Origin of the sequence: Nonomuraea sp. C10, assembly GCF_008017515.1 — a bacterium.
Classification (GTDB): Bacteria; Actinomycetota; Actinomycetes; order Streptosporangiales; family Streptosporangiaceae; genus Nonomuraea; species Nonomuraea ferruginea.
Genome location: NZ_VPFF01000003.1, coordinates 2,295,816 through 2,311,991, shown reverse-complemented (window position 1 = coordinate 2,311,991; position 16,176 = coordinate 2,295,816). Strand labels below are relative to the sequence as shown.

The 16,176-nt window shown below is 71.2% G+C and carries 13 protein-coding genes; 7 read left to right on the top strand and 6 right to left on the bottom strand.

Annotation, left to right across the window (positions count from 1 at the left end):
- Nucleotides 1-56 precede the first annotated feature (56 nt).
- The 3 genes from FR742_RS43020 to FR742_RS43010 are packed head-to-tail and all read left to right on the top strand — an operon-like array spanning nucleotide 57 to nucleotide 6,159.
- Nucleotides 57-4,448, top strand: a complete 4,392-nt coding sequence (locus FR742_RS43020) for an NEW3 domain-containing protein (RefSeq protein ID WP_148036904.1) — start codon at nucleotides 57-59, stop codon at nucleotides 4,446-4,448.
- Complete coding sequence (locus FR742_RS43015; RefSeq protein WP_148036903.1) at nucleotides 4,445-5,233, top strand: hypothetical protein; 789 nt, start codon at nucleotides 4,445-4,447, stop codon at nucleotides 5,231-5,233. Before FR742_RS43020 ends, FR742_RS43015 begins: the two co-directional genes overlap by 4 nt.
- Nucleotides 5,230-6,159, top strand: a complete 930-nt coding sequence (locus FR742_RS43010) for an ROK family protein (protein ID WP_148036902.1) — start codon at nucleotides 5,230-5,232, stop codon at nucleotides 6,157-6,159. Before FR742_RS43015 ends, FR742_RS43010 begins: the two co-directional genes overlap by 4 nt.
- On the opposite strand, the gene FR742_RS43005 is transcribed toward FR742_RS43010, so the two are convergent.
- From FR742_RS43005 to purN, 3 genes are all read right to left on the bottom strand, one after another.
- Entirely contained in the window at nucleotides 6,138-6,320 is a 183-nt protein-coding gene (locus FR742_RS43005) for a hypothetical protein (protein WP_148036901.1), read from the bottom strand. The two genes, FR742_RS43010 and FR742_RS43005, sit on opposite strands and share 22 nt — an antisense overlap.
- 118 nt (nucleotides 6,321-6,438) lie before the next feature.
- Nucleotides 6,439-7,980, bottom strand: coding sequence for a bifunctional phosphoribosylaminoimidazolecarboxamide formyltransferase/IMP cyclohydrolase (gene purH, locus FR742_RS43000; RefSeq protein WP_148036900.1), 1,542 nt, complete (start codon nucleotides 7,978-7,980; stop codon nucleotides 6,439-6,441).
- The gene (purN, locus tag FR742_RS42995) at nucleotides 7,977-8,606 is read right to left on the bottom strand and encodes a phosphoribosylglycinamide formyltransferase (protein WP_261809073.1); all 630 of its coding nucleotides are present in this window, start codon (nucleotides 8,604-8,606) and stop codon (nucleotides 7,977-7,979) included. The genes purH and purN overlap by 4 nt, the downstream gene beginning before the upstream one ends.
- Before the next feature lie 76 nt (nucleotides 8,607-8,682).
- On the opposite strand from purN, the gene FR742_RS42990 reads away from it, so the two are divergent.
- A complete protein-coding gene (locus FR742_RS42990; RefSeq protein ID WP_261809072.1) occupies nucleotides 8,683-9,102 on the top strand; it encodes a hypothetical protein in 420 nt (139 codons plus the stop codon).
- On the opposite strand, the gene FR742_RS42985 is transcribed toward FR742_RS42990, so the two are convergent.
- The 3 genes from FR742_RS42985 to sucC form a co-directional block, all read right to left on the bottom strand.
- Entirely contained in the window at nucleotides 9,103-10,728 is a 1,626-nt protein-coding gene (locus FR742_RS42985; RefSeq protein ID WP_148036898.1) for a DUF6350 family protein, read from the bottom strand.
- A gap of 163 nt (nucleotides 10,729-10,891) precedes the next feature.
- Nucleotides 10,892-11,767 carry a succinate--CoA ligase subunit alpha gene (sucD, locus tag FR742_RS42980; RefSeq protein ID WP_148036897.1) on the bottom strand — a complete coding sequence of 292 codons (876 nt, stop codon included), beginning with the start codon at nucleotides 11,765-11,767 and terminating at the stop codon, nucleotides 10,892-10,894.
- A 3-nt stretch (nucleotides 11,768-11,770) separates the two neighbouring features.
- Nucleotides 11,771-12,952, bottom strand: a complete 1,182-nt coding sequence (gene sucC / locus FR742_RS42975) for an ADP-forming succinate--CoA ligase subunit beta (protein WP_148036896.1) — start codon at nucleotides 12,950-12,952, stop codon at nucleotides 11,771-11,773.
- 270 nt (nucleotides 12,953-13,222) lie between these two features.
- On the opposite strand from sucC, the gene FR742_RS42970 reads away from it, so the two are divergent.
- The 3 genes from FR742_RS42970 (at nucleotide 13,223) to FR742_RS42960 (ending at nucleotide 16,170) form a co-directional block, all read left to right on the top strand.
- Nucleotides 13,223-14,047 carry a hypothetical protein gene (locus tag FR742_RS42970; protein WP_148036895.1) on the top strand — a complete coding sequence of 275 codons (825 nt, stop codon included), beginning with the start codon at nucleotides 13,223-13,225 and terminating at the stop codon, nucleotides 14,045-14,047.
- Between the two features lie 97 nt (nucleotides 14,048-14,144).
- On the top strand, nucleotides 14,145-15,026 hold the full coding sequence (locus FR742_RS42965; protein WP_148036894.1) for a hypothetical protein: 882 nt from the start codon (nucleotides 14,145-14,147) through the stop codon (nucleotides 15,024-15,026).
- A gap of 184 nt (nucleotides 15,027-15,210) precedes the next feature.
- Nucleotides 15,211-16,170 carry a L,D-transpeptidase gene (locus tag FR742_RS42960; protein WP_148036893.1) on the top strand — a complete coding sequence of 320 codons (960 nt, stop codon included), beginning with the start codon at nucleotides 15,211-15,213 and terminating at the stop codon, nucleotides 16,168-16,170.
- Nucleotides 16,171-16,176: the final 6 nt, after the last annotated feature.

The window sequence follows — 16,176 nt, the reverse complement described above, 5'->3', positions numbered from 1 at the left end:
ATGGACCCACGGAAGGCATAGTGTGGCCGTCGCCGGTCTGGGTGTTAGGGGTTGATTTGTCTGTTCGCCTGCTGTCCGCGGAGCCGACCGATCTGTTCGTGGGGCCGGCGGACCGGCCACGCCAGGTGCTGAAGGTCACCGTCGCGCGGGACCGGCGCGAGGCCGCGCTGGAGGTGCGCGGCGACGGCGTGCGCGGGCACGCGACCGTGCCCGCCGGGGACGGACCGGTCACGCTGGAGGTGCCGCTCGACGCCGAGACGCCGCCGGGCGCGGTGGTGCCGTGCGTGGTGACCCTGGAGGGCGAGACGCTGGACGTGACCGTGACGACCGAGTCTCCCGGCTGGACCATGTTCATGGTCTCCCACTTCCACTACGACCCGGTCTGGTGGAACACCCAGGCCGCCTACACCAGCCCGTGGGAGCTGCTGGCCGCCGACGCGACCACCAGGCCGCTCTGGGAGTTCAACGCGTTCGCGCTGGTCGAGGCGCACATCGAGTTGGCCCTGCGGGACCCGGACTACCGGTTCGTGCTGGCCGAGGTCGACTACCTGAAGCCGTTCCTCGACACCCACCCCGAGCGCCGCGCCGACCTGCGCGCCCTGCTCGCCGAGGGCCGGGCCGAGCTGGTGGGCGGCACGTACAACGAGCCCAACACCAACCTGACCGGGGCCGAGACCACCATCAGGAACCTCGTCCACGGCATCGGCTACCAGCGCGACATCCTCGGCGGCGACCCGCGCACCGCCTGGCAGCTCGACGCGTTCGGGCACGACCCGCAGTTCCCCGGTTATCTGGCGGCGGCCGGGCTGACCGGGAGCGCGTGGGCGCGCGGGCCGTTCCACCAGTGGGGGCCGATCGACAAGAACTTCGGCGCGGCCGGTAACGACGCCACCCTGATGCAGTTCCCCAGCGAGTTCGAGTGGATCGCGCCGTCCGGGCTGGGGGTGCTGACGCACTACATGCCCGCCCACTACTCGGCCGGCTGGTGGATGGACTCGGCGCCGACGCTGGAGGCCGCCATGGCGGCGGTGTACGAGTTGTACCGGTCGCTCAAGCCCGTCGCCGCCACCCGGAACATCCTGCTGCCCGTCGGCACCGACTACACCCCGCCGAACAAGTGGGTGACCGAGATCCACCGTGCCTGGAACGCGCGGTACGTGTGGCCGCGGTTCGTGTGCGGGACGCCTCGGGACTTCATAGACACGGTTCGTACCGAAATTTCGGCCTTAAGCCCGCAATCACGGGACATGAACCCGATCTATACCGGCAAGGACGTCTCCTACATCGACACCAAGCAGGCCCAGCGGGCCGCCGAGGTGGCGGCGCTGGACGCCGAGCGGCTCTCGGCGCTCGCCGCGCTGCTGGGGCTGGGCCGCTACCCGCACGCCGCGCTGGACAAGGTGTGGCGGCAGCTCGCGTACGGGGCGCACCACGACGCGATCACCGGCTCCGAGTCCGACCAGGTCTACATCGACCTGCTGACCGGCTGGCGCGAGGCGTACGACGTGGCGGCGGACGCCCGCGACCGGGCGCTCGACGCGCTGATGGGCCAGGTGGCGGTGGACGGGCGCAGCGTCGTGGTGACGAACACGCTGCCGTTCGCCCGCGACGGCCTGGTGCGCGTGCGCCTCGGGCCCGGACTGCGCGTCGCCGACCCGGCGGGCGTGGAGATCCCCGCGGTCTCCGAGCACGGCACGCTGACGTTCACGGCCAAAGACGTGCCCGCGACGGGCTGGCGCACGTACCGGATCGTCGAGGGCCGGGCCGACCCGTGGCAGGACCTGCCCGGCACGACCATCGAGAACGAGCGCTGGCGGATCGTCGCCGACCCCGCCAGGGGCGGCGCGCTGGCCTCCGTCACCGACCTCGCCACCGGCCGCGAACTGCTCACCGGCCTGGGCAACGAGCTGCGCCTGTACGAGGAGTACCCGCAGCACCCGGACATGGGCGAAGGGCCGTGGCACCTCATGCCCACCGGCAGCTCCCTCGGGTCAGGCGACGCCCCCGCGGATTCCGTACGGGCCGAGACCTCCCCCGTCGGGCAGCGGATCATCGTCACCGGGCAGGTGGGCGAGGTCGCGTACGAGCAGGTCGTCACCCTCCTGGCGGGCTCCGACCGGGTGGACCTCACCACCCGCGTGGTCGACTACACCGGCGCCGACCGCCTGCTCAGGGTCCGGTTCCCGGCGCACGTCGAGGGCGCGCTGCCGGTGTCGGACGTGGCGGGCGCCGTCGTGGGGCGCGGCTTCGCGCTGCCGGACGTGGACTCCGCCGAACACCCGTGGACGCTCGACAACCCGGCCAACACCTGGTTCGGCCTGTCCTCCACCGCCCGGGTGGACCTCGGCCCGGCCGGCGCGCGGGCGATCGGCGTGGCCGAGATCGTGGTGCCCGGCCCTTCGGACGCGCCGCGGGCCCGCGAGCTCGTCGCGGCGCTGGCCCGGGTGGGCGTCACCGCCACCACCTCCACCGCCTCGGGCACCCGGTACGGGTGGCTGCACGTGGACTCGAACCTGCCGGACACGCGCATCGTCCTCGGCGGGCCGGACACCAACCCGGTCGCCGCCGAGCTGCTGTCCCGCTGCGACCCGGTCTTCTCCGAGGCGCTCACGTCGGGCGCGCCACGCGTGTGGGTGCCCGCCGAACGGCCGCTGGCCGAGGTGTGGCGGCCCAGCGCGGACCTGCGCGACCTGCGTTCCCTGCCCGCCCTCATCGTCGCCGGGCCGGTGGACGAGCTGGTGGACGACCTGGCCGGCGCCGTCATCCCGGCGGTCTGCCCGGCCGGTTCCGAACGGCTCGACGACCGGACGGTGGCGCTGCTGGCGTACGGGCTGCCGGGCTTCGCGGTGGACCCGTCGGGGGCTCTGCACCTGTCGCTCATGCGGTCCTGCACGGGCTGGCCCTCCGGCGTCTGGCTCGACCCCCCGCGCCGCACCGGCCCCGACGGGTCGGCGTTCCAGCTCCAGCACTGGACCCACGAGTTCTCGTACGCCCTCGTGGCCGGACCCGGCGACTGGCGGGCGAACCGGCTCCCCTCCTCGGGCCAGGAGTTCACCACCCCACTGCTGCCCCGCGTGGTCACCCCGGCGAACAGACCTCCGACGCACGCGACCAACCCAGCAAGCGAGCCACCACACGCGACGGACAGGCTGCTGATGGGCGCGACCGGTCCGGTTGGCGAGCCGCCACACGCGGACGCGTCCCCACCGCACGCCACGGCCAGGCCGCTGACGGGCGCGAGTGGTCTAGTGCTACCGCAGGTGTGCTCGTTGCTGCGCGTGGAGCCTGCTCGTGACGTGCTCCTGGGTACGCTCAAGGCCACCGGCAACCCGCACGCCCACGGGCGCGCCCGTCACGACGCCGAGACGGTCACCCTGCGCCTGGTGGAGGCCACTGGCCTCGGCTCTGAGGCCAAGGTCCACTCCCCTCTTCTGCCCTCCGCTCTGACGCCCGCCGACCTGCTCGAACGTCCTCTCCCGCCGACAGCGCCCCATCCCGCCGCGGGAGGCTTCGACGGGTCGGTGCTGCCGAAGCGGGTGAGAGGTTCGAGGACGCGCCGGCCGCTCTTCGATCCCGAGGGGAACCACCCGGGGGCCGTGAGGCTGGGCGGGGCCGAGGTGGGCACGTTTCTGGTCGCCGCCGAGCCCATGGAGACGGGGCCCGAGCTGGGAGCCGTGAGAGAGACCGCGCAGCCGGTGTACGCGCGTTACTGGCTGCACAACAAGGGCCCGGCGCCGCTCGGCTACCTGCCGGTGTCGGTCACCCTGACTCCCGGCCTGGTCACCCCGGACGGGCCGTTCGAGGTGGACGTCGTCGTGTCGTCGCAGTTGACCGACGCGGCGCACGAAGGCGTCGTGGAGCTGCACGTACCCGACGGGTGGACGGTGCTGCCGGCGCGGCGGCCGTTCCGCGTCGAGCCAGGCGGGCACGTCCGGTTCCCCGCCACCGTCACCCCAGCACCCGGCCGGGGCCTGCACTTCGTGTCCGCGCGGACGGGCGTCGGCGGGCAGGTGATCGAGGACGTGGTCACGGTGGCGCTCGGCGACGCCCCCGAACTGCCCGTGCCCGGCCCCGCGCCCGCCCCCGTCGACGCCGTCCGGGGCACCACGGCCGACGAGGCCCGCCCCACCGGCCTGTCGGTGACCACGCTCGCGGACGCGCTCACCCTCCGCCCCGGCGACCGCGCCGCTCTGACCGTACGGCTCGCGAACGGCACCCACGGAGAGATCCGGGGCGAGGCCCAGCTCGCCGCCCCGTGGGGGACGTGGGAGCTGCTCCCCTCGGCCATCAGGGGGTTCACGGTGGCCGCCGGAGGGACCTGTGACGTGACGTTCCCCGTGGAGGTCCCGCCGGACGCGACGGCCGGGCACTTCTGGGCGCTGCCCAAGGTCATGTGGTTCGGCCGCTGCCAGTACGCCGCCACCGTCCGCCTGGAGGTGACCCGGTGACCGCCGTTCCCGCGGAGATCGGGTACGTCGGTGACAGGCCCGTGGGGCGGGAGGCGCTCGACCGGCGGATCGCCGAACTGCGGGCCGGGCCGTCACGCGCCGCGCTGCCCACGCCCGGCAGCGCCGAGGACCGCCAGCTGGCCCGGTGGCTGACCCAGGTGATCCTCACCGAGGCGCTGTGCGAAGACGAGGCCGCGCGCCTCGGGCTGGCCCCCGTGGACGGGCCGCCGCTCGACCGGATCGCCGCCGTCGAGCTGGGCTCCGTCAACGCCGCCGCCTATCACGGCAGCCCGTGGGTGCGCGCGATGTACCGGCACGTGACCGCCACCGCCGAGGTGCCCGCCGCCTGGCGTCCCTCCCCCGTACGGGACGATCGGGAGACCCGCTACCTGGTGCTGCACGGGCTGTTCGAGGACAGGGAGACCGCCCGGACGGCCACCCCGGCCGACCTGGAACCGCTGGGCGCGGTCACCCTGGAGTCGCTGCCCGCCGCCCTCGCCGCGGCCCTCCGCTCCCGGCCATTCGGAGAGCTCACCGGCCCCGTACGAGATGCCCTGGGGTGGCATGTCGCGGTGGCGGAGCGCTCGGAGCTGGACGTCGCGGCCCTCGACGGCGAGACGCCCGCTTCGGAGCGCGGCGCCGGGGCACCCCGGCTCGACGCGGCGCGGCGGCTCGCCTTCGCGCGGTGGATCGATGAGAAGCGGGCCGCGACGGTGCGGCTCGTGCCCGGACTTGAGCATCCTGGCGACCCTCGCCAGCCCGACAACCACCACAAACACTCATGAATCACGTACTTGCCATTGACATCGGCGGGACCAAGCTCGCCGCCGCGCTCGTGGACGCGAGCGGATCCGTGCTGCGTTCCGGCACCCGGCCCACGCCGGGGCAGGAGGTCATGGCCGCGCTGCGCGGCCTGATCGAGGAGGTGACCGAGGGCGGGCCGGAGCCCGGTGCCGTCGGGATCGGGTGCGCCGGGCCGCTGGACCTCGCCGCCGGGACCGTGAGCCCGGTGAACATGCCGAGCTGGCGCGGCTTCCCGCTCCGCGACGAGGTGCGGAAGGTGACCGGCCTGCCCACCGTGCTCGCCGGCGACGCGCAGTGCATGGCGCTGGGCGAGCACTGGCTGGGCGCGGGCCAGGAGACCCGCGCGCTGCTGGGCATCGTGGTCTCCACCGGCATCGGCGGCGGCCTGGTCGTCGGCGGCACGCCACTGCTCGGCCCCACCGGGAACGCCGGTCACGTCGGCCACATGAGCGTGGACCCCTACGGGGAGCGCTGCGAGTGCGGCGGACGCGGCTGCGTCGAGAGGTACGCGAGCGGCCCCAACATGGCCCGCTGGGCGCTGGAGAACGGCTGGACCCCCGGCCGGGCATCGACCGGCGACCCCGTGGTCGCGGACGCGCGGACGTTGGCGGGGGATGCCGCCGCAGGTGATCCCGTGGCGGTGGCCGCGTTCGAGCGGGGGGCGCGGGCGCTGGCCGGGATGATCGCCTCGACGGCCGCCGCGGTCGAGATCACCACCGTGGTCGTCGGCGGGGGCGTCTCCCAGGCGGGGCCGGTGCTGTTCGGCCCGCTGGAGGCGGCGCTGGACGACGTCGGCGGGCTGGGGTTCGTCAGGGCCGTCGAGGTGCGGCCGACCACGCTGGGGGTGCGGGCCGGCCTCGCCGGGGCGGCCAAGCTGGCCTGGGACTACTCCCGCTCGGCGAGCTGAGCCTCACGGCGCTCGATGATCCTGCGGGTGAACGGGATCAGCTCCATGGCCCGGCCGCCGAGGTAGGCGCCGATGAAGGCCAGCAGGATGAGCACGAAGGGGCTGGTGGCGAATCCGTTCACGGCCAGGAGGACGTTCAGGGATGCGTCGAGCAGCGTCATAGAGACACTCCGAGGGGAATGAGACACGCAACGCGCATCAGATTAACCGGACAAGCGGCATGCCGCCGCACTTTTCCGGCAAATCGGCGGCCCGGGGTCCGGGCCGCCGAGCCGTCGATCAGTGGAAGAAGTGCCGCGTGCCGGTGAAGTAGAGCGTGACGCCCGCCTTCTCCACCGCGTCGATGACCTCCTGGTCGCGTACGGAGCCGCCGGGCTCGACGATGGCCTTCACGCCGCCCTCGATGAGCACCTGCGGCCCGTCGGGGAACGGGAAGAACGCGTCGGACGCGGCCACCGCGCCCGTCGCGCGCTCGCCCGCCCGGCTGACCGCGAGGCGGCAGGAGTCGACCCGGTTGACCTGCCCCATGCCCACGCCCACGGTGGCGCCGTCGCTGGCCAGCAGGATCGCGTTGGACTTGACCGAGCGCGCGGCCCGCCAGGCGAACGCCAGGTCGGCCAGCATCTCCGGAGAGGCCGGCTCGCCCGCCTTGAGCTGCCAGGTGGACGGGTCGTCGCCGGCCGCGTCGACCCGGTCGACCTGCTGGACGAGCAGGCCGCCGTCGATCCGGCGGAACTCGGCCGCGTTGGCCGGGCCGGCGGGGCAGACCAGCAGGCGAAGGTTCTTCTTCCTGGTGAGGATCTCCAGCGCCTCGGGCTCGAACGCGGGCGCCACCACGACCTCGGTGAACACCTCGGCGATCTGCCGGGCCAGGGACGCCGTGACCGGCCCGTTGACGGCGATCACGCCGCCGTAGGCGGAGACCGGGTCGCACGCGTGGGCCTTGCGGTGCGCCTCGGCCACGTCGGCGCCGACGGCGATGCCGCACGGGTTCTGGTGCTTGATGATGGCCACGCACGGGTCGGTGAAGTCCCACGCGGCCCGCCAGGCGGCGTCGGCGTCGAGGTAGTTGTTGTAGGACATCTCCTTGCCGTGCAGTTGCTCGGCGTTGGCCAGCCCGTCCGCTCCCGAGGTGTAGAGGGCGGCGCCCTGGTGGGGGTTCTCGCCGTAGCGCAGCTCGGCCTTGCGCCGCCAGGTCGCGCCCATGAACGCGGGCCACTCCTCCTCGGCCGCGTACGCGCTGCCGAACCACGAGGCCACGGCCACGTCGTAGGCGGCGGTGTGGGCGTAGGCGATGCCCGCCAGCCGCTTGCGCTCGGCCTTGCTGAACCCGCCCTGCTCCAGCGCGGCGGACACCTCGCCGTAGAAGCCGGGGTCGACCACGACCGCGCAGGTGTTGTGGTTCTTGGCGGCGCCGCGGATCATGGCGGGGCCGCCGATGTCGATCTGCTCGACGCACTCCTCCGGCGACGCCCCCGAGGCCACCGTCTGCTCGAACGGGTAGAGGTTGACCACCACGAGCTGGAACGGGTCGATCTCCAGCTCCTCCAGCTGCTGCACGTGGTGCGGCTTGCCGAGGTCGGCGAGCAGCCCGGCGTGCACCCGCGGGTGGAGCGTCTTGACGCGCCCGTCGAGACACTCGGGGAAGCCGGTGAGCTGCTCGACCTTGGTCACCGGGATGCCGTAGGACGCGATGGCGGCGGCCGTGCCGCCCGTCGACACGATCTCCACCCCCGCACCGTCGAGAGCCCTGGCCAGCTCTTCCAGCCCCGACTTGTCGTACACGGCGATCAGGGCACGCCGGATGGCGATGCGGGTCACGAGTTTTCCCCTCCAATGTTGTTGCCGATGCGGACGACGCGTCCGCTGACCGTCCAGCCCTCGCGGACCATCCGGCCGACAGTGTCGACGAGCAGCCGGCGCTCGACGGTCTTGATGCGCTCGTGCAGCTCGGACTCGTCGTCGCCCGGCAGCACGCGCACGGCCTCCTGGGCGATGATCGGCCCGGTGTCGACGCCGGCGTCGGCCAGCATCACGGTGCAGCCCGTCACCTGGACCCCGTACGCGAGCGCGTCGCGCACACCGTGAGCCCCCGGGAACGACGGCAGCAGCGCGGGGTGGGTGTTGACGACCGGGAACGAGTCCAGCGTCGGAGCGCCGAGAATCTTCATGAAGCCGGCCGAGATCACCAGATCGGGCTTGTGGGCCGCGATCTCCGCGGCGATCGCGGCATCCCAATCCTCACGATTCGGATAATCACGCAAATTTCGCACAAAAGTGGGTACGCCTGCGCGTGACGCCCTGGCCAAACCTTCGATCCCATCGCGGTCGGCGCCGACGGCCACCACGCGGGCCCCGTACGAAGGATCGGCGGAAGCGTCCAGCAGGGCCTGTAGGTTTGTTCCAGAGCCGGAGACGAGGACGACGAGCCGCCCAGCCTTAGACACGCACTCTCCCATGGACAATCGTGGGGTGGGGCTGCAAGCGTATCCGTTACTCGCCCGGTGACGCAGAGGAGGTCAGGTGTCGACACCGGTGCAAGCACCGGCCGGTCAGCAGCCCGCGGAGTCCGCGGGCCGCCGAGCGATCTGGTTGTCCATCGCAGCGCTGGCCATGACGTTCATGCTGCCGCTGGCCGGGCTGGTCATGGCGGTGTTCGCGCTCGTGGCCGGCATCCGCGCGCTCCCGCTGCTGAGAGGCGCGGGCAAACCCACCGGCGTGGCGTCGGGCGGCATCGCCGTGGCGACGGCCGCGCTGCTGCTCTCCGCCGGGGCCACCGGCATGCAGGTCTACCTGATGGACGAGAACTCCGCCTACCAGGAGTGCATGAAGGGCGCCGGCACGGTTCAGTCGCAGGGCGAGTGCTTCGTGCAGTTCAGGGAGGCGGCCGAGAAGAAGCTGCCGCCCGACGTGCTGGAGCTGCTCGGCGCGGCGCAGCCCTGATCAGTCGCGGTCCCAGGCGTACGGGTCCACGTAGATCACGTGGCCGCCCTTGTCGTCTGACTCGTCCACGATGTCCTTGCGGCTCCGCGGCGCCTCGTCCAGCGGGGCGCGCGGGCGCGCCTGGGCCAGGGTCTCGGCGGCGGCCGACGCGTGCTCGTCCTGCCAGTCGTCCCTGATGACCGGGATGGGCTGCGTGTCGGCCTCGGTGGCGTCCATCCAGTGGCCGGGCAGCGGGCGGGCGTCCGACTCGGCCAGCCCGACCTTGCTGGCCGCCCTGGCGATCGCCGCCCCCGCCTTCCGCACCGGCGCGGCGGCCTTGTCGAGCGGCGCGCGGGCCTTGCGGCTGAGCAGCAGCAGGTTGGTCACGCCGGCGGAGATGCCGGCGGCCACGCCCACCTCCAGCCCGACCGACAGGGCCACCTCCCACGCCGGCGGCCCGACGACCGTCAGCCTGCCGCCGCCGATCGGCCCGCCGGACAACGCGGCCAGCGCCGCCGCCACCAGCCCGGTCGTGACGCCGGTGAGGAAACCCCAGAGCGGCGCGGCCTCGTACGCGGGAGAGGGCGAGATCCTGGCGACCACGACGCCCGCCACCGCGCCCGCCGCGAACGGCAGCGCGATCACCGCCATCATCCAGACGGGCGCCGGGCCGCTGTCGGGCAGCGCGCCCAGCATCGGCAGGCTCGGCACCGTGCCGAGCTGCACGCCCGTCGGCGCGACCAGCGTGTCCGCGCCGACCGCGAACCCCGGCCCGGCGATGTAGGACAGCCCCCAGATGACCACGTTGAACAGGTAGAGCAGCTGCACCAGCAGGAGCAGCACGCCGCCCACGAACCCCGGCGCGAGCACGTCGGACAGCTCCCGCACCTGGTCGAAGTTGAGCACGATGGCGACCAGCACGAGCACCAGCCCGGCCGCGAGCATGATCGCGGTGGCCACCGCCGTGCCGACGGTCACCGCCCGCACCCGCTCGGGCAGCAGCCTCGGCATCACCCGCCACGGCCCGATCGTTCGCGCGACGGCGAGCGTGCCGGCCAGGAAGGCCAGGAGGAAGTGGCTGATCAGCGCCTCGCCGATGGACGGCTTGGTGAGGTCGTTGGTGGTGGCCAGCGCGATGCCGCCGGCCAGCATGGCATAGGGGGCCGCGAGCGAGACGCCCGCCTGCACGACCAGCACGAGCTGGGCCCGGCGCCGCGCGTTGGCCTTCTCCTTCGGGCTGTTCTTCGGCAGCCGGGCCGGCAGCCGCAGCCGCAGGTCGGCGTCGCGGGCCATCCACCGCCCCGCCTTGTAGAGCAGCAGGGCGGGCAGCACCATCAGGCCCAGGGGCAGAAGCCCGACCCGGCCGCCGGGGATGTCGAAGCCCGCGTGGTGGGCGGCCAGCCAGATCTGCGCGGCCGTGCGGAACACGCCGGGCAGCCCCTGGCCGAGCGCGCCGCGCGGGGCGGCCATCCAGCCGACGATGGTGAGCGTGGTGAGGACGGCGAGCCCGGCACCCAGCGCGATGGCGGCGGCGAGCATGCCGGACACGGGCAGGGGCCGGCGGGACTCGTCGTCACCCGAGACCCCCGGCAGCTTGCCGAGAACCGACCGGGGGGCGGTGCGGAGCTGGTCGAGTATCGCCGTCACAACAAGTGATTTTCTCAATCTTTTCCGACCGGCGCTTGGTTGACGCGCCGCACCCGCCCGGTTTATACGGTGTTTCCGCGACGGGCACGGGCTTTCCGAGCCCCGGACACGCGGAAGGCCCCGCCCGGACGAACGAGCCGTCCGTGGGGGCCTTCGCCGCTGTCTAGCGTGACTGCATGATCTCCCGCATCAGGCGGGCGGTCTCGGAGGGGGTCTTGCCGACGCGCACGCCGACCTTCTCCAGGGCCTCCTTCTTCGCCTGGGCGGTGCCGGCCGAGCCGGAGACGATGGCGCCGGCGTGGCCCATGGTCTTGCCCTCGGGCGCGGTGAAGCCCGCGACGTAGGCGACGACCGGCTTGGTGACGTGCTTCTCGATGTAGGCGGCCGCGCGCTCCTCGGCGTCGCCGCCGATCTCGCCGATCATCACGATCGCGTCGGTGCCGGGGTCGTCCTGGAACGCCTGGAGGCAGTCGATGTGCGTGGTGCCGATGACCGGGTCGCCGCCGATGCCCACGGCGGTGGAGAAGCCGAAGTCGCGCAGCTCGTACATGAGCTGGTAGGTCAGCGTGCCGGACTTCGACACCAGGCCGATGCGGCCCGCGGTGGTGATGTCGGCGGGGATGATGCCGGCGTTGGAGGCGCCGGGAGAGGCGATGCCGGGGCAGTTGGGGCCGATGATGCGGGTCTTGTTGCCCTTCTCGGTCGCGTACGCCCAGAACTCGGTGGTGTCGTGGACCGGCACGCCTTCGGTGATCACCACGCAGAGCGGGATCTCGGCGTCGACGGCCTCCTTGACGGCGTCCTTGGTGAACGCCGGGGGGACGAAGACGACGGACACGTCGGCGCGCGTCTTCTCCATCGCCTCCTTGACCGTGCCGAACACGGGCAGGCCCTCGTGGGTGGTGCCGGCCTTGCGGGCGTTGACGCCGCCTACGACGCGGGAGCCGGCGGCGAGCATGCGGCGGGTGTGCTTGGTGCCCTCCGAACCGGTCATGCCCTGAACGATGATCTTGCTGTTCTCGGTCAGCCAGATAGCCATGTGTCACGCACCTACCGCAGCGAGCTCGGCGGCCCGCTTGGCCGCGTCGTCCATCGTGTCGACCAGCTCGACGCGCGGGAGCGCGGCGTCGGCCAGGATCTGTCGCCCGAGCTGGGCGTTGTTGCCGTCGAGGCGGACCACCAGCGGGTGGTTGACCGACTCGCCGCGGCTCTCCAGCAGCTTGAACGCCGAGACGATGCCGTTGGCCACGGCGTCGCAGGCGGTGATGCCGCCGAACACGTTGACGAAGATCGACTTGACCGACGGGTCGGACATGATGATCTCCAGGCCGGCCGCCATGACCTCGGCGGACGCGCCGCCGCCGATGTCGAGGAAGTTGGCCGGGGCGGGCTTGCCGGGGAAGGCCTCGCCCGCGTAGGCGACCACGTCGAGCGTGGACATGACCAGGCCGGCGCCGTTGCCGATGATGCCGACGGTGCCGTCGAGCTTGACGTAGTTGAGGTCCTTGGCCTTGGCCGCGGCCTCCAGCGGGTCCTCGGCTGCCTGGTCGACGAAGGCCTCGTGGTCGGGCTGGCGGAAGGAGGCGTTGTCGTCGAGCGTGACCTTGCCGTCGAGGGCCTTCACCTGGCCGTCGGCCGACAGGATCATCGGGTTGACCTCGACGAGGCTGGCGTCCTCGTCGACGAACGCGCACCAGAGCTTCTCGATGAGCTCGGCCGCGCCGTCGAGCGCCTTCTCCGGCAGCCCGCCGGCCGCCGCGATCTCGCGGGCCGTGGCGCGGTCGACGCCGGTCAGCGGCGAGACCGGCACCTTGGCGACCTTCTCGGGGGTCGAGTGGGCGACCTCTTCGATGTCCATTCCGCCCGCGGCGGAGCAGATGGCCAGGAAGGTGCGGTTGGCGCGGTCGAGCAGGAAGGAGAAGTAGTACTCCTCCGCGATCGCGCTGGCCTCCTCCACGAGCACCTTGTGCACCGTGTGGCCCTTGATGTCCATGCCCAGGATGGCCTGGGCCTTCTCGACGGCGTCGGCGGCGTCGTCGGCCACCTTGACGCCGCCGGCCTTGCCGCGGCCACCGGTCTTCACCTGCGCCTTGACGACGACGCGACCGGTGAGCTCCTCGGCGGCCGCGCGTGCCTCCTCCACGGTGTGGGCGACGATGCCGCGTGGCACCGGGATGCCGTAGTCGGCGAAGAGTTCCTTCGCCTGATGTTCGAACAGGTCCACGAGGGTCCGTCCTTGCTTCTCCGACTGAATGTTCGACGGCCCGGGCCACCCCGTACGTCCGTGCCGGGCGTTTCCGCCAGTGAAGCCTAGCCCCAGACTTGACCCTTCCCGGTCACCGGGTCGCGGTTGTGCCTGGATGTGACGGTGATCTCACTCCGCCTGCACGAAATGTGCACCGAATCATCAGCTCTTGTCCGCCTATTGAGATATCGCTGTGATCTTCGATCGGCAAGATACCTTTTTCCCCTTCCTTTTCAACCGAGGACAACGATGAGAAGAGTCATTGCCGGGCTGGCATTGGCCACCGCGGCGACGCTGGCTACGGTGGCGCCAGCGCAGGCTGCGACGGCGGACCCGGTCAAAACGCTCAAAAAGCAGTTCAAGCCCGGACACGGAGTGCGCGTTTCCGAAACGGTCCGTAGTTTCCGCGATGGAAAGGCCGCGGGCGTCACCCTGACGACCGGAAAGCTCGCGTTCGGCAAGTCCGGCGTGGTCGGCGCCGACGTGAGCCACCGCGTCAAGTCGCCGAAGGGCCAGAGGGCGACACCGCTGCCCAGCCTCCTCGGGACCCGCGTGATCAGCATCGGCGGCCACACGTACATGCAGGGCGGCATGTTCGCGGACGAACTGCCCGAAGGCAAGAAGTGGATCCGCTACGAAGACGTGGTCGCCTACCAGTCGAACCAGACGGTCGACATCTTCAACCCGAAGGTGCTCAAGGGCCTGGTCGCCAAGGCCGAGAACGTCAAGGGCGACTACAAGGGCACGATCACCCTCAAGGAACTGGCCAGGTTCCAGGGCGTGAAACTGAGCGGCACCATGAGCAAGATCAAGGTAAAGTACCTGCTCGACACCAATGGTAAAGGCCTGATCACCCGAGTGGTCAGCGACATGACGCTCGACTACGGCATCATGGGCAGCAGCCGCGCGATCACCGAGAGCCGCTACACCGGCTGGGGCGCCAAGGTCAAGATCACGGCTCCGCCGAAGTCGCAGTGGATCGACAGCGCCGACCTGATCGCCGGGCTCCCCGACACCGAAGTGCCGTCGGAGATCCCGGACAACGCGATCAGCTCTCTCGGCGTCGGCGGCTAGCTCCACCTTTCCTCTCTCGTACGAGAGGCATTCGGTAATGCGCGACACGACATGGTCCTGCCATGTCCACCTCCCCCTCCATGAATCGAGAATCGCAATGAAGCGTCTAATCACGGGACTGGCGATCGCATGCGCCGCGACGTTCGTCATGGCCGTCCCCGCACAGGCACAAATCGCGCCGAAGAACCCGGTCGCCGCCGTGAAGAAGCAGCTTGTCGCCGGCAAGGGCGTCAAGTTCTCCGAGCGCACCACTCTCAGCACTTCCTTCATGCGCGAGATCTTCGTCCGGCGCACCGGCACGATCGGCTTCCGCAAGAACGGCGTCGCCGCCTCGGACATCACCGGCAAGTTCAACATCAAGGCCAGCGATCTCGGTGAGGAAGCTCCCGAGTTGGTCAAGGCGATGGCCAAGCCGGAGCGCACGATCTGGCTGGGCAAGACCTCGTACCTGTCCGGCGGCATCTGGGCCGGGGTCGTGCCCGAGGGCAAGACCTGGTTCAAGATGCCGAACGGCCCGACCGGCGGACTCAGCGGCGTCGTCGGGCAGCCGCTGAACGTCGCCGAGCCGGTCACGCTCAGGACCATGTTCAAGAACGCCAAGGCCGTCAAGGGCGGCTACGCCGGCAAGGTCACCATCAGGGACATCCGCAAGGTGTCCCCCTGGTTCCGCGCCACGCTCCAGCTCGACAAGCCCTCGGCCAAGCTGCTGGGGGCCCAGATCTCCTGGCGGCTGAGCGTCGACGCCAAGGGCCTGCCGACGCGGCTGGTGACCACGTACCCGTTCGGCGTCCTCGACGGCACGCCGAAGAAGAACGAGACCCTGAGCGTGGACACCCGCTACAGCGGCTGGGGCACCAAGGTCAGCATCAAGGCGCCGACCGAGGACGACGCCACCACCAAGCCGAAGGAAGGCTCGGAGGACACGCTCGAGGACATCGAGATCCTGAAGGGCGTGAACGTCGGCAAGATCGGCGGCTGACGCCCCCGGCTTTCGCCTCCTTCTCCTGGTCTCGCCGGGAGGAGGGGGCGTTTCGCTTCTGCGGGTTCGTGCTCCTTTGGACCGTTACAACATCGTGACGAGTTATCCGCCGTCGAAACACGCGTCCCAATTGTCACACGTACAGACGCGTAACGCGGAGAACCATAGCTCAGGAGTACGACCCGTGAATGTCTTCCCCCGGATTCTCGCCGCCGCCGCGCTGGTGACGGCGGTGGCCTGCGCGGCGGAGGGCGCCCCCGTCGCTCAGCAGGCCGCCCGGCCGCAGACGGTGCAGGCGGCTCAAACCGTCACGAAGGCGAAGAAGAAGTTCAAGATAGGCATCGCCGACATCACCCCCATGGGCGAGAAGACGGAGAAGGTGGGCGTCGGCTTCCCCATCATCGTCACCTTCGACCGCGACGTGCCCGACAAGGCCGCCGTCGAGTCCGTGCTCCAGGTCGAGGCGGAGCAGCCCGTCGAGGGCGCCTGGCGGTGGGTGTCGCCGCGCAAGGTCATCTACCGCACCAAGACCTACTGGAAGCCCTACCAGAAGGTGCTGTTCAAGGCCCTGCTCAGCGAGATCCCCGGCAACGAGAAGGCGAAGAACGTCAGCCGCCGCTTCGCCGTCGGCGCCAAGCACGTGTCGCTGGTCGACACCCGCAAGCACGTCATGAAGGTCTACCGCAACGGCAAGCTGGCCAAGAAGATCCCGATCAGCGCCGGCCGCGGCGGGCTGGTCAGGAACGGCGTCGACGTCTACCTGACCACCAGCGGCGTCCACCTGACCATGGGCAAGAAGGCCGTGGAGACCATGACCTCGTCGTGGATGGGGGTGACCGACCCGAAGGACCCCCGCTACTACAAGGAGGAGATCCCGTGGGCGGTGCGCATCTCCGACAGCGGCGAGTACGTCCACCAGAGCTTCGGCGACTACCAGTATCTCGGCCGGTCCAACCAGAGCCACGGCTGCGTGCGCGCCACCCCTGCCGGGGCCAAGTGGTTCTACCAGATCAGCCAGCGCGGCGACGTCGTCAAGATCGTCGGCACCAAGCGCAAGCTCCAGTGGAACAACGGCTGGAGCTACTGGCAGCTCAATTGGACCCAGTGGAAGAAGGGCAGCGCCCTGCGCACCGCCCAGAGCTGACGTACG

Bases quoted from the DNA above. Each gene is read 5' to 3' on its own strand.
- FR742_RS43010 (WP_148036902.1), top strand. From the start codon at position 5,230: ATGAATCACGTACTTGCCATTGACATCGGCGGGACCAAGCTCGCCGCC.
- FR742_RS43005 (WP_148036901.1), bottom strand. From the start codon at position 6,320: ATGACGCTGCTCGACGCATCCCTGAACGTCCTCCTGGCCGTGAACGGA.
- sucD (WP_148036897.1), bottom strand. From the start codon at position 11,767: ATGGCTATCTGGCTGACCGAGAACAGCAAGATCATCGTTCAGGGCATG.
- FR742_RS42970 (WP_148036895.1), top strand. From the start codon at position 13,223: ATGAGAAGAGTCATTGCCGGGCTGGCATTGGCCACCGCGGCGACGCTG.
- FR742_RS42965 (WP_148036894.1), top strand. From the start codon at position 14,145: ATGAAGCGTCTAATCACGGGACTGGCGATCGCATGCGCCGCGACGTTC.